General features: G+C 41.9%; 27 protein-coding genes. 11 read left to right on the top strand and 16 right to left on the bottom strand.

Features of this window, described 5'->3' with window-relative positions:
• Positions 1–11: 11 nt before the first annotated feature.
• From KX723_RS08130 to ffh, 7 genes are all read right to left on the bottom strand, one after another.
• Positions 12–182 (bottom strand): hypothetical protein, encoded by a 171-nt coding sequence (locus KX723_RS08130; RefSeq protein WP_218813323.1) that lies wholly within the window; start codon positions 180–182, stop codon positions 12–14.
• On the bottom strand, positions 179–559 hold the full coding sequence (locus KX723_RS08125) for a methylated-DNA--[protein]-cysteine S-methyltransferase (protein ID WP_218813854.1): 381 nt from the start codon (positions 557–559) through the stop codon (positions 179–181). The genes KX723_RS08130 and KX723_RS08125 overlap by 4 nt, the downstream gene beginning before the upstream one ends.
• A gap of 57 nt (positions 560–616) precedes the next feature.
• Positions 617–1,030 carry a 50S ribosomal protein L19 gene (gene rplS, locus KX723_RS08120; protein WP_218813853.1) on the bottom strand — a complete coding sequence of 138 codons (414 nt, stop codon included), beginning with the start codon at positions 1,028–1,030 and terminating at the stop codon, positions 617–619.
• Positions 1,031–1,045: 15 nt separating this feature from the next.
• Positions 1,046–1,777, bottom strand: a complete 732-nt coding sequence (gene trmD, locus KX723_RS08115; RefSeq protein ID WP_218813852.1) for a tRNA (guanosine(37)-N1)-methyltransferase TrmD — start codon at positions 1,775–1,777, stop codon at positions 1,046–1,048.
• Positions 1,777–2,346, bottom strand: coding sequence for a ribosome maturation factor RimM (rimM, locus tag KX723_RS08110; RefSeq protein ID WP_218813851.1), 570 nt, complete (start codon positions 2,344–2,346; stop codon positions 1,777–1,779). Before rimM ends, trmD begins: the two co-directional genes overlap by 1 nt.
• A 72-nt stretch (positions 2,347–2,418) precedes the next feature.
• Positions 2,419–2,715: a 30S ribosomal protein S16 gene (rpsP, locus tag KX723_RS08105; RefSeq protein WP_218813850.1), complete on the bottom strand. Its 297-nt coding sequence runs from the start codon at positions 2,713–2,715 to the stop codon at positions 2,419–2,421.
• A gap of 99 nt (positions 2,716–2,814) precedes the next feature.
• Positions 2,815–4,167: a signal recognition particle protein gene (ffh, locus tag KX723_RS08100; protein WP_218813849.1), complete on the bottom strand. Its 1,353-nt coding sequence runs from the start codon at positions 4,165–4,167 to the stop codon at positions 2,815–2,817.
• Positions 4,168–4,415: 248 nt separating this feature from the next.
• On the opposite strand from ffh, the gene KX723_RS08095 reads away from it, so the two are divergent.
• From KX723_RS08095 to KX723_RS08085, 3 genes are all read left to right on the top strand, one after another.
• Positions 4,416–4,853, top strand: coding sequence for a cytochrome c biogenesis protein CcsA (locus tag KX723_RS08095; protein WP_218813848.1), 438 nt, complete (start codon positions 4,416–4,418; stop codon positions 4,851–4,853).
• A 19-nt stretch (positions 4,854–4,872) separates the two neighbouring features.
• Entirely contained in the window at positions 4,873–6,147 is a 1,275-nt protein-coding gene (locus tag KX723_RS08090) for an HlyC/CorC family transporter (protein ID WP_218813847.1), read from the top strand.
• Positions 6,148–6,248: 101 nt separating this feature from the next.
• Positions 6,249–6,590, top strand: a complete 342-nt coding sequence (locus KX723_RS08085) for a hypothetical protein (RefSeq protein WP_218813846.1) — start codon at positions 6,249–6,251, stop codon at positions 6,588–6,590.
• Positions 6,591–6,692: 102 nt separating this feature from the next.
• On the opposite strand, the gene KX723_RS08080 is transcribed toward KX723_RS08085, so the two are convergent.
• The 4 genes from KX723_RS08080 to rluD all read right to left on the bottom strand — a co-directional run bounded on the left by KX723_RS08080 (position 6,693) and on the right by rluD (position 9,350).
• Positions 6,693–6,863, bottom strand: coding sequence for a hypothetical protein (locus tag KX723_RS08080; RefSeq protein ID WP_218813323.1), 171 nt, complete (start codon positions 6,861–6,863; stop codon positions 6,693–6,695).
• A gap of 8 nt (positions 6,864–6,871) precedes the next feature.
• Positions 6,872–7,507, bottom strand: coding sequence for a hypothetical protein (locus KX723_RS08075; protein ID WP_218813845.1), 636 nt, complete (start codon positions 7,505–7,507; stop codon positions 6,872–6,874).
• Positions 7,508–7,660: 153 nt separating this feature from the next.
• Positions 7,661–8,389: a peptidoglycan editing factor PgeF gene (pgeF, locus tag KX723_RS08070; protein ID WP_246562444.1), complete on the bottom strand. Its 729-nt coding sequence runs from the start codon at positions 8,387–8,389 to the stop codon at positions 7,661–7,663.
• Positions 8,382–9,350: a 23S rRNA pseudouridine(1911/1915/1917) synthase RluD gene (gene rluD, locus KX723_RS08065; protein ID WP_218813844.1), complete on the bottom strand. Its 969-nt coding sequence runs from the start codon at positions 9,348–9,350 to the stop codon at positions 8,382–8,384. The genes pgeF and rluD overlap by 8 nt, the downstream gene beginning before the upstream one ends.
• 134 nt (positions 9,351–9,484) lie before the next feature.
• Here rluD and KX723_RS08060 point away from each other — a divergent pair, with 134 nt between their 5' ends.
• The 3 genes from KX723_RS08060 to KX723_RS08050 all read left to right on the top strand — a co-directional run bounded on the left by KX723_RS08060 (position 9,485) and on the right by KX723_RS08050 (position 10,919).
• Positions 9,485–9,700: a YgaP-like transmembrane domain gene (locus KX723_RS08060; RefSeq protein ID WP_218813843.1), complete on the top strand. Its 216-nt coding sequence runs from the start codon at positions 9,485–9,487 to the stop codon at positions 9,698–9,700.
• A gap of 246 nt (positions 9,701–9,946) precedes the next feature.
• Positions 9,947–10,705: an outer membrane protein assembly factor BamD gene (locus tag KX723_RS08055; RefSeq protein WP_218813842.1), complete on the top strand. Its 759-nt coding sequence runs from the start codon at positions 9,947–9,949 to the stop codon at positions 10,703–10,705.
• 43 nt (positions 10,706–10,748) lie between these two features.
• A complete protein-coding gene (locus tag KX723_RS08050; protein ID WP_218813323.1) occupies positions 10,749–10,919 on the top strand; it encodes a hypothetical protein in 171 nt (56 codons plus the stop codon).
• Positions 10,920–11,067: 148 nt separating this feature from the next.
• Here the strand turns inward: KX723_RS08050 and KX723_RS08045 are convergent, their stop codons facing one another.
• Genes KX723_RS08045 through lptF form a run of 3 tightly spaced genes read right to left on the bottom strand, consistent with a single transcriptional unit; the run spans position 11,068 to position 14,891 of the window.
• Positions 11,068–12,681 carry an NAD+ synthase gene (locus tag KX723_RS08045; protein WP_218813841.1) on the bottom strand — a complete coding sequence of 538 codons (1,614 nt, stop codon included), beginning with the start codon at positions 12,679–12,681 and terminating at the stop codon, positions 11,068–11,070.
• A 15-nt stretch (positions 12,682–12,696) separates the two neighbouring features.
• Complete coding sequence (lptG, locus tag KX723_RS08040; protein WP_218813840.1) at positions 12,697–13,764, bottom strand: LPS export ABC transporter permease LptG; 1,068 nt, start codon at positions 13,762–13,764, stop codon at positions 12,697–12,699.
• A complete protein-coding gene (lptF, locus tag KX723_RS08035) occupies positions 13,761–14,891 on the bottom strand; it encodes an LPS export ABC transporter permease LptF (protein WP_218813839.1) in 1,131 nt (376 codons plus the stop codon). Before lptF ends, lptG begins: the two co-directional genes overlap by 4 nt.
• Before the next feature lie 148 nt (positions 14,892–15,039).
• Here lptF and KX723_RS08030 point away from each other — a divergent pair, with 148 nt between their 5' ends.
• Positions 15,040–16,530, top strand: a complete 1,491-nt coding sequence (locus KX723_RS08030) for a leucyl aminopeptidase (RefSeq protein ID WP_218813838.1) — start codon at positions 15,040–15,042, stop codon at positions 16,528–16,530.
• 362 nt (positions 16,531–16,892) lie between these two features.
• Here the strand turns inward: KX723_RS08030 and KX723_RS08025 are convergent, their stop codons facing one another.
• The gene (locus tag KX723_RS08025) at positions 16,893–17,063 is read right to left on the bottom strand and encodes a hypothetical protein (protein WP_218813323.1); all 171 of its coding nucleotides are present in this window, start codon (positions 17,061–17,063) and stop codon (positions 16,893–16,895) included.
• 7 nt (positions 17,064–17,070) lie between these two features.
• On the opposite strand from KX723_RS08025, the gene KX723_RS08020 reads away from it, so the two are divergent.
• Complete coding sequence (locus KX723_RS08020) at positions 17,071–17,451, top strand: type IV pilus modification PilV family protein (protein ID WP_218813837.1); 381 nt, start codon at positions 17,071–17,073, stop codon at positions 17,449–17,451.
• Positions 17,448–17,648: a prepilin-type N-terminal cleavage/methylation domain-containing protein gene (locus tag KX723_RS08015; protein ID WP_218813836.1), complete on the top strand. Its 201-nt coding sequence runs from the start codon at positions 17,448–17,450 to the stop codon at positions 17,646–17,648. The genes KX723_RS08020 and KX723_RS08015 overlap by 4 nt, the downstream gene beginning before the upstream one ends.
• Before the next feature lie 11 nt (positions 17,649–17,659).
• Here the strand turns inward: KX723_RS08015 and KX723_RS08010 are convergent, their stop codons facing one another.
• The gene (locus tag KX723_RS08010) at positions 17,660–17,830 is read right to left on the bottom strand and encodes a hypothetical protein (protein ID WP_218813323.1); all 171 of its coding nucleotides are present in this window, start codon (positions 17,828–17,830) and stop codon (positions 17,660–17,662) included.
• A gap of 59 nt (positions 17,831–17,889) precedes the next feature.
• Here KX723_RS08010 and KX723_RS08005 point away from each other — a divergent pair, with 59 nt between their 5' ends.
• Together KX723_RS08005 and KX723_RS08000 are read left to right on the top strand one after the other, a co-directional pair.
• A complete protein-coding gene (locus tag KX723_RS08005) occupies positions 17,890–18,555 on the top strand; it encodes a PilW family protein (RefSeq protein WP_218813835.1) in 666 nt (221 codons plus the stop codon).
• Positions 18,556–18,581: 26 nt separating this feature from the next.
• Positions 18,582–19,052, top strand: coding sequence for a pilus assembly PilX family protein (locus KX723_RS08000; RefSeq protein WP_218813834.1), 471 nt, complete (start codon positions 18,582–18,584; stop codon positions 19,050–19,052).
• Positions 19,053–19,071 lie beyond the last annotated feature (19 nt).

Here is a 19,071-nt window from a genome sequence, read left to right as displayed (position 1 = left end):
CGCGACTGAAATTAGGCCGCGATACGTCCTGCGTCCGGCACGCACTCACTCCTTCGGAGTTCATGCCCGTGCCTCCCACAAATGACTTTACGGCGTGATGCGTTTCCTGCTTCGCCCGTCAACGCACGCCTATCGCGGGCTCTTCGACTTCGCATTGCTTTCACAATGCTTTCCTGTCTCATCGAATGATCAAGGGCAATGGGTTTGTGCGGCAAGCTTGACCAATAGCCCTTGCGCCGGTTTTTAGTTTTTGGGCTAATTCGCCATAGCGAATGGTTGTGCCTATAGGAAGCGTGCTTAAGGCATTCCATACTCGTTTTTGGAAAGCCGTTCCAACCATTTCATAAGGAATAGTAAATTTAAAATGCGGGTCTTTGAAATAGCTGTTTAATTCGTAAACAACTTGATGTATGAGAGTTGTTTTGGGAGCACATAGAGAGACATCCTCTGTGAGGAATTCAATGCGTGTCAGGTATTCCCCAGCGGATATTCTTATTTTTCCAAAGGGTGTTTTAACAACGGCAATAGAGGGAGAGGTATTATTAGAGAGGATACTCATATATAGAAACCTCTGCCCTGGATTTCTCTAGAGCAGAGGATGACCTATTGGGATTTTTTATTCCGCGGTAGGTGTTTCGACGTTTTCTACTGCTGCGGAAGTAGTAGTTTGTTGCTTAACGCCTTCTAATTTCTCTTTAATACGAGCGGCTTTACCACGAAGATTTCTTAAGTGGTAGAGTTTTCCTTTACGAACATCACCGCGACGCTTTATTTCTATGCCAGCTATTAACGGGCTATAAAGTGCGAAAACACGTTCTACGCCTTCACCATGAGAAATCTTTCTGACGGTAAAAGACGAATTAAATTCACGATTACGGCGTGCGATAACGACGCCTTCAAAAGCCTGTAATCGTTCACGATTACCTTCTTTTACTTTGACCTTTACGATCACAGTGTCACCACCCCGAAATTCGGGAAAGTTCTGTGTTGTCATTTGTTCTTGTTCAATTGCTTGTATGAGATTACTCATCACTAAATCCCCGTCTTATTCGCTGTGCTCATGGATGAATTCGGCCAATAATACCTGCTCTTGCGGACTAAGTATATGTTTTTTTAGTAAATCAGGACGCCTCTGCCAAGTTCGGCCTAGAGCCTGTTTCAAGCGCCAGCGTGAAATGGCCGCATGGTCGCCTTCGAGCAAAATGGCGGGGACAGCCTGGTTGTCTATTTCTGCTGGGCGGGTGTATTGGGGGTACTCTAATAGAGATTGACTGAAAGAATCTTGCAAAGCAGATTCCGAGTCACCCAGGGCACCTTCCTGTAGACGCACGATAGCGTCTATCAGACACATAGCGGCGAGCTCACCACCACTTAAAATAAAGTCCCCGACAGACCATTCTTCATCGACTTCTTGGTCAATAAGGCGTTGATCAACCCCTTCGTAGCGACCGGCTATTAAAATGAGACTTTTACGTTGGCTTAATGTTCGGGCTGCTTCTTGGTCAAACGGCTTTCCCTGGGCTGATAGATAGCTGACAGGACCTTGATGTCGTTGTTTTGCAGCGTGTATGGCCGCCTGTAGTGGTTGGAATTTCATGACCATCCCGGGCCCACCACCATAAGGCTTATCATCAACCGTTTTATGTTTATCGAGGGTGAAATCTCTGGGATTTAAATAAGACAGATGGATAAGTCCTTGTTTTTGGGCACGGCCTGGAATACTTGAGTCCAAGGCCTTAAACATCTCCGGAAATAAACTGATAACTTGGATATCCATTAGAAATCGGGATCCCAATCGACGAGCATTTTTTTCTGTTCTAAATCAATGGATTTGATTGTGTTATTGAGTAAAAAGGGGATGAGGTACCTTTTTTCGCCTTCGACGACGAGAACATCATTGGAGCCTGTCTCAAGGAGTTTTTGAATAATGCCTAAATAAATGTTTTCGCAGGTATAGACCTCTAGGCCTTCTAGGTCATTCCAATAGTATTCTTGGTGGGCAAGGGCAGAAAGCTGCTTACGTTCAACATAGATTTTACGATTAGTAAACAGGCGAGCTTCTTCAGGGGTTTGGCAGTCGGCAAACTGTACGACCACACGCTGGTCTTGCATTTGATGTTGATGTATTTCAACAGCCTGGGGTTCTTTTTCAGAGGCTGATAAATACCAAGGTTGGTAGAGAAGGATATTGCTTAAGGGTTCTGTATAGGAGTTTATTTTTATCCAGCCTTTAATACCATGAGGCCTTCCTACGGAACCCACTAGAACCCACTTCTTTTTTGTCATACTCTTCGCACTTGAATTTTTTTCTGCGTTGCCGCTCAACTCGCCATCCTCATGTATCATTTATACACTCCGGTGGCTTCATTTTCGCGGCGCCTTGCCAAAAATCCCATTGCTGTGAATATATAGTAGCGCTTAAGCAGCTGCTTCGGTTGCTTCGGGCTGGTCTGCGTTTTTGCTAGGTTTAACCGCTTTCGCCGCTTTTTTAATTAGATTTTTGACTTCTTGGGAGGGTTGAGCACCTTGTGAGAGCCAGTATTTAACCCGCTCATCATTAATTTCTAAAGGCACGTCATTACCTGCAGGCATAGGGTTATAATAGCCTAAGCGCTCAATATAGCGTCCGTCACGTGGCTGACGGCTATCTGTTACAACGATATGGTAAAAAGGGTGTTTTTTACTACCGCCTCGTGCTAAACGAATGGTGACCATGGAATAAGTCTTCCTCTCTTTATAAATTTCTAAAACTCAATAGGGTTCAATTAGATTGAATCCGCCGATTCTACTCAAATTTTAACCATTTGGGAAGGGTTATCGAGGGTGCTGATTTTGTAGTCCTTGCAGGAGTTTACTCATACTGCCAGGCTTGGAAAAACGCTTCATCATTTTCTGCATTTGATAAAATTGCTTCAGTAGACGATTAACGTCTTGGATTTGGGTGCCGGAACCCGCCGCAATTCGTCGTTTTCGTGACCCCTGGATGAGATCAGGGAAAAGACGTTCTTTTTTGGTCATAGAACAGAGCATGGCTTTCATTTGCACCGTTAACTTTTCATTCAGCGTATTTTTAGCTGAGGCGAGTAGGGCGGCATTTCCACCGGGAAGCTTATCTAAAAGTTGCGACATTCCGCCCATTTTATCCATTTGTTGTAGCTGGCTTAGGAAGTCCTCTAAATCAAATTTTTTCCCTTTCTGAAGCTTTTGATTAAGCTTTTGCACGGACTTTTGATCGACATGCCGTTGCACTTCTTCAACTAATGAAAGCACGTCACCCATGCCTATAATACGTGAAGCAATTCTGTCGGGGTAAAATGGTTCAAGTGCCGATATTTTTTCTCCGGCCCCTATAAATTTAATCGGTTTTCCTACCGTAAATTTTACAGATAACGCCGCTCCTCCACGCGCATCACCATCTAGTTTCGTCAGAATAATACCGGTGAGTGGGATGGCTTCATCGAAAGCTTTTGCGGTTTTTGCCGCTTCTTGCCCCATCATACTATCGAGAACGAATAAGGTTTCTATAGGCGCACTGACTTTGTGTACCGTTCGAATCTCATCCATCATCGCAGTATCAATATGTAAACGGCCGGCGGTATCGATGATAACCACATCTATCCCTTTGATGCGTGCCGATTGGATAGCGGTTTGTGCGATATGGCTAGGCGTTTGAGAGCTATCACTCGGATGAAAGCTGACATCGATTGATTGGGCTAGATTTTCTAATTGTAAAATAGCCGCAGGGCGATGAATATCGGTACTAACTACCAAAACTGATTTATTTTTTTGTTCTTTTAACCAATGGGCTAGCTTAGCCGTTGTCGTTGTTTTTCCTGAGCCTTGTAGGCCGGCCATCAGGATAACGGCGGGCGGTGTCGTAGCGAGATTTAACTCAGATAGGCTTTCGCCCATTATCTGGGTGAGAGTATTGTTAACGATCTTAATAAAGGCCTGACCGGGCGTTAAGCTAGCCATCACCTCTTGCCCGAGTGCTTGTTGTCGCACTTGCTCAGTAATCGCTTTAACCGCTGGATAAGCAACGTCTGCTTCAATTAAGGCCTTTTTTACTTCGCGTAAACTTTCTCTGATATTATTTTCGCTTAATCGCCCTTGCCCACGAATATTTTTAAAAGAGCGTGTCAAGCGTTCAGTTAAATTTTCAAACATATTTTCCTGCTTCTCGGTACTTTCGCTTCTACCCTTAAATTTGCTTACTACTTTAAGGGGATAATGAATGCGCTAAAAATTCTGTTATTGTATACTTACAGCAATGGGATTTTTGGCAAGGCGCCGTGAAAACGAAGCCACCGGAGTGTATAACAGCATACATGAGGATGGCGAGTTGAACGGCAACGCAGACAAAAATTCAAGTGCGAAGAGTATATCAGCTTAAGCTGAGGTAGGTAAATTTCATTATGGCTTCCGGTGCTGAATCCATTCACTTTTTTTTGTCCACGCTAGTACTCATCGTTTTATGTATGGCAGCACTTCAGGCCTTATTATTAGCGAGCCAAGAGCGGATGCTAAAAGCGAAGCAAACCATCCGTTTTATTCATTATTTTCCGCCTCTTGAGGTAATGGAAACCTATTTATTTCTCTTAATTTCTATTGCCATTATTTTATTAACACTGGTCTTAGTCTCTAGTTTAATTTTATTTTATCCTATCTCGCTAGAGGGGGTATGGCAGAAAACACTTTTGTCGATACTGGCATGGTCCGTGCTTTTAATGCTATTGATCGGTAGAAGCTATTTTGGATGGCGTGGCAAAGTGGCTATTCGTTGGACCCTCATAGGCGTTGGCCTCATTGGGGGAATTTATTTAGGGGCCATTCTACTCATGCCTACACTTTGAAAAGGGAAGATTTTAATACGTGCATTCACTTAAATTTCTTATTAGCTTATTAGTCGTTTTATTGCTGTGCACTGTCTTTTTTTCTTTAGCAGAAGCAGCCATGTTATCGATTAATCGATACCGTCTACGGCACTTAGTTCGACATAATCATTACTTAGCAAAGCGTGTACAAGATTTATTAAAACAACCCGATCGTTTGCTGGGCGTTATTCTCTTGTGCGGAACATTTGCGGATATCTTAGCCGCTGCGGTGGCAACGCTTATCGCTATTCAACATTTTGGGCAAGGGGGCGTTTTTTTTGCAACGCTGGCACTGACTTTTGTGGTATTAATTTTTGGTGAAGTTGCGCCAAAGACTTTAGCAACCTTGTACCCACTGCCGATTGCATTTTTTTCGGTTTGGCCACTGATTATTTTATTACATGTGTTGTATCCATTTGTATGGGTAACCAGTTTAATTGCTAACGCATGTTTGCGTTTATTTGGGGTAAAGGTTCCTAAATTACGCGTTGAGCAGTTGTCTAGGGACGAGTTGGCTAGCTTATTACGGGAAGGCACAGGCCATATGCCGCGTGATTACCAAAGCATGTTATTGAAAGTATTAGAGCTAGAAAAAGTAACGGTAGAAGATATCATGATCCCTAGGCAGGAAATTAGGGGTATCGATATCAATAAGCCCTGGGAGGAGATTTTAAAGGAGTTAATTAAGAGTGAATACACGCGGTTACCTATTTATCGCCGATCTATCGATGACATTATAGGCATTTTGCATTTTCGCAAAGTTTTAAATAGTTTAAGCGAGCAGCAATTAAGCAAAGACGTATTAATTAGTGCAGCTGAAGAAGTTCACTTTATACCGGAAGCGACCGCATTAAGTAGTCAATTGCTCAATTTTCGCCGCGAGAAACACCGTATTGGTTTGGTTGTGAATGAATATGGAGAAATTCAAGGCTTAATTACGTTAGAAGATATTTTAGAAGAAATCGTTGGGGAATTTACAACCGATACCGCCTTAATGCGTAGAGCAATTGCCCTTCAGTCAGATGGTAGTTATTTAGTGGATGGCGGTATCGCTTTACGTGATTTAAATCGACAGTTAAATTGCGATTTGCCCTTACGTGGTCCAAAAACATTAAGTGGGCTTATCATCGAACAGCTCGAAGTCATTCCCAAAATAGGTACTGTTTTACACTTGGAAAACAAAAGAATGGAAGTTGTTGCAGTGAAAAACAATCGAATTAAAACTGTGAAAATATTTCCAAATTTACTTCCACCTCCTCCTTCTAAAAAATAAAAATTCCCTTTTTAAAAAAATTTTTGAAAAAAAATAAATAGTTGCTATACTAAGTAGCAATATTTTATTTAATATTTTAATTTTATTTAAGGCAAGAGAAAATGGGCTACCCAAGACGGATGCAAAATTCTATAAATGGACCTGTAAGAAGAAGTATGTCTGGCGCTTATAGTGGACACTATCGCTACGGTAGCTGTAAGAATGATGAAACACATACAACAGAAGAAATGTTAAATTCTTCTGAAGAGAAAACCGGAATGATTAACCCTGACAATTTGTTAAATAATACAAAAGGATCAAAAGCTAAAATTATTTCTCGTGAAGAGATAGAAAAAGATAAAACTTCAGCGGCTTCAATGGTGGGAGAGTCTGCCTTTTTTAAAGAAGTAGAAGGTGGATTAAAAATAGAAGTTTCGTCCAAGACACTAACGCCCGGCGCTTAATGGGTTAATCCTTTTTTAAATTTATAAACAAGTGAGTCGCTATGCTCCCGAAGAATTTCGGCCATGGTGTCCCCGAAATTCGTTCGCATGACGCGACTGAAATTAGGCCGCGATACGTCCTGCGTCCGGCACGCACTCACTCCTTCGGAGTTCATGCCCGTGCCTCCCACAAATGACTTTACGGCGTGATGCGTTTCCTGCTTCGCCCGTCAACGCACGCCTATCGCGGGCTCTTCGACTTCGCATTGCTTTCACAATGCTTTCCTGTCTCATCGTAAGAATTAAAATAAATAGCGTATCCCTACACCCACTGCATTAGAGCTTAAATTACCTGCACCAAAGAGCCCCCAAGCACCACAGCGGTGATTAACGCGCACAACAAACTGTAAATCGGGATGTTGGGGTGCAGCAAAGCTGGCTTCTAAAACTAAAAAATTGAGTAGATGTTTGGCGTTATTATTGGTTGAATCATGTTCTTCGCGCAGTGGCAGGCCTGTCGCATAGGAAAGCCCATCACCGATAGACATTGTTGTTGCAACAATATTATTCCAAGGAAAATTTTTCCAGCGAAAATTTAAATAAGGATCAAATTCATAAATTAAGCCATTCGGATCACGTCGTTGGGTTATATTGCCAGCCACTTCAACAGTACTAACCAGAGGTTGAAAAAAGCGACGTAATGGATTTTGCTTCGCTAGTTGATAGGATAAATCAACCGAGTTCATCGTCCCATATTTTAAATGCACGTCTTGCCAAGTTAGCACGGCGCCAATATTGTTGCTGGTCATCCAACTGTGATAGACGAGTATTCCCCAGCGTTTATCATCAAAGTTTTCCTTTGGTAGAGGGGCAGCAAAAAGTGATGTAGCAAATAACCCAAATAGGGAAGCTATCAAATAGCGATGTAGAGTAGGCATAGTGTGCGATTATTGTTGTTCTTTTATTGAACGATATTATAGGGAGTTAGGATCTTTTTGTACAACAAAAGAACAATAATAAGCTTCAAAGCAACGGTCTGTTGCTTTGTGTTTCAAGGGGTTACGGGAGGGGCGTGTTCAAGTGCGAAGCGTCTATTGGATCCAAATCAGGCTAGCGAGACGTCCGGTTGTCTTATCGCGACGAAAGGAGAAGAATTGCGCCTTATTGGTGTAAGTACAATGCTGGCCACCATAAATGGCCTCTATGCCTAGCTTATTTAAGTGCTGTCTAGCAAGTTGGTAGAGATTGGCTAACCACTGTTTATTACCTATTTCTTCAAAAGCGACTTTGAACTCGGGGCTTTTTTTTACAAACTGCGAGAAGACTTCTTCCCCTACAACAAAGGCTTGGGGACCGATGGCAGGGCCTAACCAGACTAATAAATCTTCAGCCGGACACGCTAAAGCTTTAATGCTGTTTTCTATTACACCGGCGGCTAAACCTCTCCAACCTGAATGAATTGCCGCGACACAGCGCTGTGTTTTGCTACAAACCAATAGGGGTAGGCAATCAGCGGTTAGTACTGCACACCCGGATTGAGGCTCATTAGTATATATCGCATCAGCGGTTCGATCGGCGGTATGATTAGCTGAAATAACCCTTGTACCATGCACTTGTTTAAGCCAGAGAGGGTCTTGAGTGAATCCGAGTGATTTCTTCAGAAGGGCTTGGTTTTTAAGCACACAGTCAGAGTTATCCCCTACCGTTTGACTTAGATTCAAGCTATCAAAGGGAGGCGCGCTAAAGCCACCCTGACGTGTCGTGGTGGCGGCTTTAATCCAGGGTGGCGCAGGCCAATCAGGAATGAGCAAGTCAAGCATGTTGTTTGTCTTCACGTAGACAATTTATAAGCCAATTCATGTCTTCTGGTAAAGGTGCCTGCCATTCAACCGCTTGCTGCGACAGGGGATGGATCAGTTTTAAATGCTCGGCATGTAGAGCTTGTCGATCGAATTGTCGCAAGCAACTTATCAATTCAGGACTGGCTTTTTTGGGTAATTGAAGACGACCGCGGTAGGTTTTATCCCCGACTAAGGGATGATTAATATGCGCCATATGGACACGGATTTGATGGGTACGACCCGTTTCCAGCTGAACTTTTATGAGCGTATGGTGAGCAAAGCGCTCAATAACACGATAGTGTGAAACTGCTTCTTTGCCGCTGAAGGTATTAACCGCCATTTTTTTTCGCAATTTAGGATGCCTACCAATAGGGGCGTTGACCGTTCCTCCGGAGATTAAGACCCCTTGAACAACCGCATAATAATCTCTTTGAATCGTTCGAGCCTGAAGCTGTTGAACCAATTGGGTATGGGCACTCAATGTTTTAGGAACAACTAATAAGCCTGATGTGTCTTTATCAAGCCGATGAATAATGCCTGCTCTAGGAAGTTGTTTTAATTGTGGGCAATGATGCAATAGTGCGTTAAGCAGTGTCTTATCAGGATTGCCTACGGCGGGATGCGTGACTAAGCCCGCTGGTTTATTAACGACCAGTAGGGTTTCATCTTCATAAACAATATCCAGCGGAATGGATTGAGCTTCCCATTTGGTTTCTTCTGGCAGCGTAGCGGTGATAGTAATCAGAGCGCCGGCTTTAATTTTATCGCGCGGGCGTTTGACTTGTTGGTCGACTAAAATCTGTTGGCTGCGGATCCAGCTTTGTAAACGGGATCGCGAGTAATCAGGAAATAATGCACTCAGAATTTGGTCAAGTCGTTTTTCTGCTAAGTGCTCAGGGACAATAACCTGACAATTAACAGTTTGAGTTGTGTTTTTCATAGAAGTAGAGTTATACCGCCCCTATCTGGAAAAGCTAGCCTTGGTTTTATGAATTCGCAAAATCAAGGGTTATGGGTATATAATGTTGTCGGGAGCGATGCCTTTTTGTTATTACTTAATAGAGGATACTATCTATGTTGAATGTAGCAAGCAATATCCAAGGTAATGAGCGTATTTCACGCTTAGTTATCGGTGTTGTTTTATTGATCGGCGTCTTATTAGGCCTTGGAAAATTATTTGCGTTTTTAGTGGGTGTTATTCTGATCGTAGAGGGAGTAATAGGATGGTGTGGTATTCCCATATTAGCGGAGAAGTTTAAGCTAAATGAGATTTTTCGTAAAAGGGACTAACCAAGCATAAAGTCAAATCGTACAATAATAAATTATTTGACTTTGAATGCATACTTCAAAGTCACTTAATGTTTACTTCCTTAACAATTTATATACCCACAGCAATGGGATTTTCGGCAAGGCGCCGCGAAAGTGAGCGACCGCAGTGTATATAACATACATGAGGAGTGCGAACTGAGCAGGAACACAGCCGATGTCAAGTGCGAAGAGTATAAAAGAAGAATTAGCCAGAGCGTTATTCATATTGTGAAATTATTTAATTTTGTTTTTTTTATTAGTGTAGTTACTGTTTTATTGAGTGCTTGTGCGACTAAGTCAAGTGATCCGCTTGTTGCTTATCAAGGGCAATCCGCGGGACAAATTTATCAAACTGCAAAAGAATCACTTGCTAATCGAAATTATGCGCATGCGATTAAGAACTATGAAGCTTTAGATGTTGTTTATCCTTTTAATCGCTATTCGGAGCACGCACAGCTAGAGCTTATCTATAGTTATTACCAACATGGAGATGCACCTTCGGCCAAAGCAGCGGCAGAACGGTTTATTCATGTTTATCCTAATAGCAAAGCCATTGATTATGCGTACTACATGCGTGCTTTAGCGGATATGGATCAGGATCGAGGTTGGTATTTACGTTATGTGCCTATTGATCTCTCAAAGCGCGATCCAGGTACCATGCGTGTGGCTTATCAAGAGTTTGAGCAATTAATTAATCGCTATCCGAACAGTCGTTATGTCGCGGATGCCAGACAACGTATGATCTACTTACGCAATTTATTTGCAAGCTATGATCTACATATTGCGGATTATTATTTTAGGAAGAAAGCCTATGTCGCTGCCGCGAATCGGGCGAATGAAGTCGTACAGCGGTATCAAGGAGCGCCTGAAGTAGAGCAGGCTTTAATCATTATGGTTAAATCGTATCGGATTTTAGGTCTAGAAGATCTAGCAAATCGGAGTTTAACGCTATTAACACTTAATTTTCCTAGTGCGATTATAAAATAACTCGTCATGGCGAGCGAATGAAATGAGCGTGGCCATCCAGTCGATGAGACAGGAAAGCATTGTGAAAGCAATGCGAAGTCGAAGAGCCCGCGATAGGCGTGCGTTGACGGGCGAAGCAGGAAACGCATCACGCCGTAAAGTCATTTGTGGGAGGCACGGGCATGAACTCCGAAGGAGTGAGTGCGTGCCGGACGCAGGACGTATCGCGGCCTAATTTCAGTCGCGTCATGCGAACGAATTTCGGGGACACGATGGCCGAAATTCTTCGGGAGCATAGCGACTCACTTGAACAATAAATAACTATTTCTCTGGATTGCCGCGTGCCTTCGGCACTCGCAATGACGATCTGGCTAATACCGATGTTATTGAGTGGTGTTAAATCCAGATGTAATGGGATAGCGACGCTCCCGGCCAAAGGCACGTGTTGTTGTACGAGGGCCTACTGCTATTTGACGACGTTTATATTCACTTTTATCAACTAATTTAATAATTCTTTCTACCACTTCTTTTTTAAAACCAGCAGCTACTATATCCGTTAGGCTTTTATCTTGTTCCACATAAAGCGCTAGGATAGGATCTAATTCTGAATAAGGTGGCAGCGAATCTTCATCACATTGATCAGCCGCTAATTCTGCGCTGGGCGCACGAGAAAGCAGTTCTTTAGGAAAAATAGGTGTAATGGTATTGCGATAATGGGCTAGTTTGTAAATCATCGTTTTAGGCACGTCTTTGATGACAGCAAATCCTCCGGCCATATCACCGTATAAAGTGGAATAGCCCACGGCCAATTCACTTTTATTACTCGCATTTAATAATAAATCACCGCTTTGATTTGAAAGTGCCATCAATAACACCGCACGGCACCGCGCTTGAATATTCTCCGTGGTGATGCCTGCAGGAGGATGTTGCGGATCTAAATTTAAGGTTGTTAAAAAAGCGGAAAAACTTGCTTCAATAGAAAGCGTTGTTAATCGTACGGCCAGTGTTTGAGCGAGTGAGGATGCAAGCTGTAGGCTAAGTTCAGAAGTAAATCGAGAAGGTAATGTGACGGCGTGTACACGATCTTTTCCTAGTGCATCCACCGCAATAGCCAGCACAAGTGCTGAATCAATACCACCCGAAAGGCCGAGTAAAACACCTGGGAAATGATTTTTGACTACGTAATCGCGTACCGCTAAGACCAGTGCTTGATAGATGAATGCTTCGATGGATCTATCAGCGGGTAATGCTTGGGGAGTAAACGTATGTTCAGCTTGTTTAAAATCAACCAACCATAATTTTTCGGTAAAAAAATCGGCATGCGCGGTGAGTGTACCCTGTGAGTCAAAAGCAAGAGAACCGCCATCAAACACTAAATCATCTTGACCGCTCACACCGTGTACATAAAGAACAGGAAGGTTTGTTTCCGCAATATTTATTTTCAACGCACGAATACGTTCTTGTGCTTTTGTTTCATCAAAGGGAGACGCATTGATACAGATGATTAATTCAGCACCGGCGTGTTTTGCAGATAAGATAGGGCCAGGGTGCCAAAGATCTTCACAGATTAAGATGCCAATAGAAATATTCTTTACTTTAATTAAGCCAGGTGAATTACCGGGTTTAAAATAACGACGTTCGTCAAAGACACCGTAATTAGGTAGGCACTGCTTATGATAAGTCGCAACGATTTTTTTATCCGCTATTAAACTGGCGGCATTATAAATGCCTAGTTCAGTATAATCAGGATGCCCTAATAAAATAGAAATATCGTTTGTTTGTGCTTGAATTATTTTTAAAGCGTTTTTAATTTGCTGTTTAAAGTCTTCGCGTAATAAAAGACCCTCTGGCGGATAACCGCAGAGTGCAAGCTCAGGAAAAACCAGCAGATCCACGTTTGCTTGTTTAGCTTCTTTCATGACATCAAGAATTTTTTGTGTGTTGGCTTCAATGCCGCCTACTAAAAAATCAAATTGTCCGACTGCAATGTGTAGCATTGATAACCTCGTGATCTATTTTGCCCAATACATTAACAATGCGGCAATGAGCGTAAAAATAATCAATGGCAGCAAAGCCGCTAAGAGAGGGGGCCATTGATAGACAATGGCAAAAGGGCCAAAGAATTCATTTAAAAGATAAAAGCCAAAACCAACCACAACACCAGCAATGGTACGCAAACTGGTTGCCAAACTTCTTAAATGCTTAAAAGTAAAAGGAATGGCTAAAAACATCATCAACCAGATAGCAAAGGGCTGTAGTAATCGTTGCCAAAATGCCAGTGAATATTGACTGGTATTCAGCAGATTTTTTTGCCGGTAGTGAATATATTCATTGAGCTGTTTTAGGGACATTTGTTCCGGCAAAATAATAGAAATATTGAGTAGTTTTGGACTGAAAGAGAATGGCCAAGTTTCATGTTGGGACTGGTTGCTCGTCACTTGTTTAGGGCTAAGATGGCTAGTGACAACATCATAAGCTTGCCAGCTATTATTTTCATAATTAACCAGTTTTGCAAAACTGGCGTTGAGCAAATTATTATGATCATCAAATTGATAACGGCTAACTTGAGTCAGATGGGTTGGGTTTAGAATAGATTGAATGTAAATAAAGTTATGCCCATCGCGGATCCATAATGATCCTTGTTGCGTCATTAAGGTTTGACCACGCGTAGTCAGAAAAGTTTTATGACTTTCGGCAAGATTAGCCGCGCGTGGCGCTATACCCTCACCGATTAAGACGGTAAAAAAAACAATCAGTAATGTCGATTTAAATAAACACCACGCTATTTGATAAAGAGAAACGCCACTGGCGTTTAAAATAGTCAATTCGCTATGTCTTGCTAATAAACCTAAGCCAAGAATGGTCCCTAATAAAATAGCAATCGGTGAGAAAGTATAAAATTGTGAAGGTAATGTGAGCAGAACATAATAGAAAGCACTTAGTAGTGTGTAGTTTCCTGATCCAATATCACGCGTTTCAGCGATTAATTGAATTAAAGCAAAAAGAGCAAGTAAAACGCCGAGTACGGACAAGGTCGTACTAATGATAGTTTTACCGAGGTAGCGCTCTATTATTTTCATCGTCTAAATTTAATTAAGTTGATTAATTGGTATTTGACTCGACTCCAACCTAAGGCATAACACCAGGCAAGGAGTATAATAATGATTAACAGACCATGTATCCACCAAAGACCCCATTGATAAGAAATATCGCTATTTTCAATCCAATTACGTCCAAACAGTAATAGATTAAGATAGAGAATATAAACAGTAATGGCCGGTAATAAATGTATATATTTTCCTTGACGCGGATTAACACGGCTTAAAGGGATGGCAAGAAAGGCTAAGAGTAAGGTAGCAATAGGGGCGGATAGTCGCCATTGTAATTCAGAAAAAAAACTGGGTTTGTTTGGCGTATCGGCGCGCCATAAAGCGAGACTCGATAAAGACTCTTGCGGATTATTGACAGTGCCTACATGCGAATCTATACGGACCCCGTAATTAGCAAATTGGGTAATGTAATATTCTTTTTCCCCCGGTATTCCTTCATACCGTCGGCCGTTTACAGCCACAAAAAAAGCTTCTTTTGTTTTAGGACTTATCATTTGATAACCGCTGTTAGCACTGAGTATGGTCCAAGGTGTGATGGCAGAAACGGGTTGTTGCTTATTAATTTGTGCCATAAAAAGATTTTTGACCGCTTTATGATCGCCAGAAATACTTTCTACGTAAATAATGCGCTGTCCACCATTCGTTTGTTGAAAACTACCGGGTTGTACCGTTTGCAATTCAATCGCTGTTCCTGTTTGAGCCAGTAATTTATTACGGTAGCTCAATAGTTCGGGATTTAACCAAAGATTTAAAATGGCGATGATCACACTAAGGACAATGACCAGTGGTAAGGTCAGTAAGGTGAGTTGACCTAAGCTGAAGCCGCAAGCATTCAGCGTGGTCATTTCATAATCGGCATACAGTCGACCATAGGTGAATAAAATAGCCAGGAATAGGCTAAAAGGAAGCAAAATAGCTAAAAATCGGGGTGATTCCAGGATAATTAACTTCCATAATATCCCGACTGCAAATTTTCCACCGGCAACCTGGTTTAAGTAATGTACAAATTCATTACTCATCAAAATAAAGAGTAGAAGGCTAGTAATGAGCAAAAGGCTGGCTAATACTTCACGAGTTAGATAGCGGAAAAGGATCATTTTTTAGGTCAAGCTCAAGGCCCAAGAAGAGTGGAAATTATTTCATAAAGGGTGGGCTATATCTAGTATAAGGCTAAACCTAGCAAATAACTAAAATTTGAGTAGACTATAGGCTTAGTTTTAATAAAGTAGAATAAAGGGGAATCCCATGCGCTACGCTCTAACATCAGTAGAACCCGTTAAAGAACAGGCCGATTGCTTTATCGTGGGTGTTTTTCAAAATAAAAAGCTTTCTAAGGTTGCGGAACAATTGGATCAAGCGAGCCAAGGGGCTATCCGTAACTTGTTAGCCAAAGGGGATCTGGCTGAAGAACTAGGTAGAAGCTTGCTACTGTATTCTATTCCCGGCGTTTCTAGCACACGTATTCTGTTTGTTTACTGTGGTGAAGAAGGGAACCTTAAAGCATCTGATTTTCGTAAAATAACCTGCTGCATGGCCAGTGTGGTTAAATCTGCAAAATGGGATCGTGTCGTTAACTACTTAACGGATTTAGAAGTAAAAGGTTTAGATGCTTATACTAAAGTTCGACAAAGTATCGAACTAATCGAAGATTGTTTTTATACCTTTGATCAATTTAAAACTAAAAAAGCCGATAAACCTGCTTTTTCTCCACCTAAAGAATTTGTTTTTAACGTGTCTTCAGCCGATTCAGCTAAGGTCGAAGAAGCGATAAAACAGGCAGTAGCCATCACAACCGGCATCAAGCTCACTAAAGATTTAGCAAACTTACCGGCTAATATTTGTACGCCACATTATATGGCTGAACAAGCCAAAGCCTTGGCTAAAGAAGTTGATCTGGATATTCAGGTGTTAAAAAAAGACGCCATAGAAAAAGAAGGCATGGGTGCCTTATTAGCCGTGGCACAAGGTTCAGAGCAGCCACCACACTTTGTGGTGCTAGAATATAATGGCGCTAAAAAAGATCAGAAGCCGGTAGTATTAGTTGGTAAGGGTGTTACCTTTGATTCCGGTGGTATCTGTATAAAGCCAGCTGCCGGTATGGAAGAAATGAAATTTGATATGGCAGGTGCAGCTAGTGTATTAGGTACGCTCAAAGCGATTGCACTGCTCAAACTACCCATTAATGTGGTGGGTATTATGCCGTTGACTGAGAATTTACCGAGTGGATCGGCCGTCAAGCCTGGCGATATTATAAAAAGCCTTTCAGGTCAAACCATTGAAGTGATTAATACCGATGCGGAAGGTCGTTTGATTTTGGCGGATGCATTGACCTATAGCGAACGTTTTGAACCCGATGTGGTAATCGATATGGCAACCTTAACCGGTGCTATTATTGTTGCACTAGGGGCTGCAGCAACCGGATTAATGAGTAATGATGCGACACTAAGTGATGAGCTAGGAAAAGCAGGCGAGCAGAGTCACGATAGAATATGGCCTTTACCTTTATGGGATGATTATCAAGAACAAATCGATAGTAATATCGCAGATATTTCCAACATTGGTATTGGTGCTGGTAAAAGCATTACTGCCGCTTGTTTTCTTTCCCGTTTTACCAAGAAGTTTCGCTGGGCGCATTTAGATATTGCCGGCACCGCTTGGAGAAGTGGTCAAAATAAAACAGCAACCGGTCGACCTGTACCGTTGTTAGTCCAGTTTTTATTGAATCGTATTTCTTAAAAACGTTGTAACGTCGTCATTGCAAGCGCCGTAGGCGCGCGGCAATCTAGAAAATCGGGGTCTATACATGATGTTGCCCCGTTAGGTGTTTTATTCTTTTTATTTGCAACGATATAAACCACAAATTAAAATTTCATCGTATTATTTTTATTATTGAATTGCCGCGCGCCTACGGCGCTTGCAATGACGGTATATTCTTTGTTTCTCTGCTTAGTTTACCATAGAATAATTATTTTATTATTTATATAATAATTTTATTATGTGATAAGGATATTTTTTAAAAAATAACAAGTGAGTCGCTATGCTCCCGAAGAATTTCGGCCATCGTGTCCCCGAAATTCGTTCGCATGACGCGACTGAAATTAGGCCGCGATACGTCCTGCGTCCGGCACGCACTCACTCCTTCGGAGTTCATGCCCGTGCCTCCCACAAATGACTTTACGGCGTGATGCGTTTCCTGCTTCGCCCGTCAACGCACGCCTATCGCGGGCTCTTCGACTTCGCATTGCTTTCACAATGCTTTCCTGTCTCATCGTAGGAATGTTAATTTCAAAGAATAAAAAAGCACAACAAGGATTTAGTTTAATCGAAGTCATGTTGTCGTTATTCATTTTGAGTATTGGGTTACTCAGTTTTACGCAAAGCCAGTTAATGGCGTTGCGTGCCAGTGAACAGGCTTATTTTATCAACTTAGCTGATTTGAAAAATAATGAATTAGCGGAACGTGTGTATAGCTGTAGTGATCAAGCCTGTATTCAAGCGCAATTAATTTTAGTAGAAGAACATATCGCTAACGTTTTTCCTGAAGGCGAAGCGCGGCTAACAAAACAAAGCAATAATTATCAATATAAAATCAGTTGGCGTTCTCTTTATTACCATCCTGAATTTAAACACGCACTGTCATTGCTATTCCGGCTATGAAAAGGGCTATACAACAGCAAGGCCATACCTTACTTGAATTGCTCATTGCGTTAACGCTGGCTTTGTTTCTTAGTGGCGTTCTAATAGAAATTTTTGTGCAGTGTAAGAAGACCTATTTTTTAACACAGCGCTTACAAGTGAGTCGCTATGCTCCCGAAGAATTTCGGCCATCGTGTCCCCGAAATTCGTTCGCATGACGCGACTGAAATTAGGCCGCGATACGTCCTGCGTCCGGCACGCACTCACTCCTTCGGAGTTCATGCCCGTGCCTCCCACAAATGACTTTACGGCGTGATGCGTTTCCTGCTTCGCCCGTCAACGCACGCCTATCGCGGGCTCTTCGACTTCGCATTGCTTTCACAATGCTTTCCTGTCTCATCGAATGCGGTTCAAACTAGTGCGCGAATTGCTTTTAACTGGCTGAGTCGCGATATTCGCATGACAGGTTTAATTGGTTGTGTGCGATTGATTGATTTCTCCCCGCTCAATACGCAATTAACGCCGAATACGAGTTTAGTTGTTTGGCAAGCAGGTTCTGCTACAAGCAATTTGGATCTTCCTTATTTACCTTCAGCTAAACCTCATAGCGATATTATTTTAATTCAGTTCCTTGATCCCAATACTTTTCCCGTGAAATTTGCGCAAGGCAGTACTATTTCTTTAGTAGAAAAATCGCCGTTTCATCTTCAGGATAAGTGCTTAATTAGCGATTGCCGGCATGCAGAGGCTTTTCAGTGGGGACAATTCAATTTACAACATCGTTATCAGCGCGATAGTGAAGTGGGGTTTTTAAATAAAATTGTTTACTATATTGGAAATACAGGGCACCGAAACCATTCAGGCAACACTATTTTTGCTTTATATCGGCGTAATTTAAATAAATCTGTAAATAATCCCATTGAATTAGTAGAAGGCATAGAAAAAATGTCTGTTCGATTGGGTGTAAGAAATACAGCGAATGAGCATCTACTTTATATGTACCCGCATCAGGTAAAAAACTGGCAGGATGTACGTAGTGTTGAAATTACCCTCATTTTGGAGAATAAAAAACCTTTAGGCGGTGAATGGAAACATATTGTAGGCTTACGTGAGCGAGGTATTTAGCCAAAAAATTATAATAGCGGTGGAATATGGACGTTTTTAGTACAAATATTCAACGTGGTTTCATATTAGTCACTGTATTGTTTTTTCTTTTAATGATAGCTTTGATGGTGCTGAGCTTGTTAAATAGCACGCACCTTGAATTACGTATGAGCCAAAATTACGGCCTGGCTTCGCAGCAATTTTGGGCGGCTGAAGCGGGATTGGAAATAGCGGAACGTAGCTTAGCCGAAAACTCAAGTGCGAAGCATGTACATGATGCTTTTAACTATACGGGTTATCACGTGCAGTATGATGCTGAACGTATCGGGTTGCCTTTTTGTAGTGATCAAAAAATAGGTTATTACTACCGTATCACAGCGAGAGCAAAGCAAGCCCAGCAACAAGCACTTGTCTTGCAAACGACTTACGCTAAAAAAATAAACAAAAAATGTGCGGAGAATGAAGAAAAGTCCATAAAAGAAGGTCGTAGTTCGTGGCGAGAGTTAAATCAATATTAAACGGTTTAAAATTCTAACG

The organism is Rickettsiella endosymbiont of Dermanyssus gallinae (assembly GCF_019285595.1).
Lineage (GTDB): Bacteria > Pseudomonadota > Gammaproteobacteria > Diplorickettsiales > Diplorickettsiaceae > Rickettsiella_B.
The sequence above is the reverse complement of the archived record's forward strand: the minus strand, read 5'-3'. Positions and strand labels throughout refer to the sequence as shown.